Source organism: Nonomuraea basaltis (assembly GCF_005893125.1).
GTDB lineage: Bacteria > Actinomycetota > Actinomycetes > Streptosporangiales > Streptosporangiaceae > Nonomuraea > Nonomuraea basaltis.
In genome coordinates this window covers 1-928 of record NZ_VCJS01000601.1, presented here as the reverse complement: position 1 = coordinate 928, position 928 = coordinate 1, and the positions used below count along the sequence as shown (strand labels likewise).

Sequence of the window (928 nt, the reverse complement as noted above, 5' to 3'; positions counted from 1 at the left end):
TCCCAGCACACCCCGGTCCGGCCCACAGACTGCCGCATACCCATCCGCTTCAGCTTCTCACCAAAGACTCCCGACGTGTAGTTCGACCCACGATCGGAATGGAAAATCGCCTCATCAGCGATGCGAACGTTGACCGCGGCCATGTCCATCGCCGCCTCGATCAGCGACGTCTTGTAATGATCGGCCATCGCCCAGCCGACCACCTTCTTACTGAAGCAGTCGATGACCGTCGCCAAATAGAGAAACCCTTCCCAGGTCGCGATGTAGGTGATATCGCCGACGAACTTCGTCCCCGGCGCCTCGGCGGCGAAGTCCCGCCGCACCAGGTCGGGGATCCGATGGTGCTCGTCGGCGTCGGTGGTGACCGGCCGCCACGGCGCCGGCTGGCAGGCGACCAGGCCCAGCTCGCGCATCAGCAGCCGGACCGTCTCCACGCTCACCTCTTCACCCCGGCGCAGCAATGCCGCGTGCACCCGCCGATGCCCGTACGTCTCATGGCTGTCGTCGAAAACAACAGCAATCAGTGCCTTTAACCGTTCACGGCGTTCAGCGGTCGCCGACATCGGGCGACTGCGCCACTCATAAAACCCCGACCGCGACACCTGCAACCAGCGGCACATGTCGACAATCTTGTAGTCAGCCTTCTCCGCGTCGATCAGCTCGTACTTGGCCGTTATCGATTCTCGGCCGCGAAGAAGGCGGCGGCTTTTTTCAGGAACGCGACTTCCTCGCGGAGCTTGCGGTTCTCACGCTCCAGTTCGAGTTCCCGCTCGCTCTTTTCCCCGCTCTTCCCCGGAGCGGCCGGCGCCACGCCTCCGTGCTCCCGCCGCCAAGCCTTCACCCAGTTATGCAGGGTGGTGTCGTGGATGTCCAACTCCCGGGCGACATGCGACACCGGACGATCCCCATCCAGCACCATGCGGACGGC

At 63.8% G+C, this 928-nt stretch carries 2 protein-coding genes; both read right to left on the bottom strand.

The window, feature by feature from the left end:
- Nucleotides 1–656 (bottom strand): IS3 family transposase (locus EJK15_RS69615; protein WP_240778166.1); only part of this gene is annotated, 656 nt, incomplete at its 3' end.
- Nucleotides 657–673: 17 nt separating this feature from the next.
- The coding region (locus EJK15_RS69610) for a transposase (RefSeq protein ID WP_171075450.1) at nt 674–928 on the bottom strand (255 nt) is incomplete at its 5' end.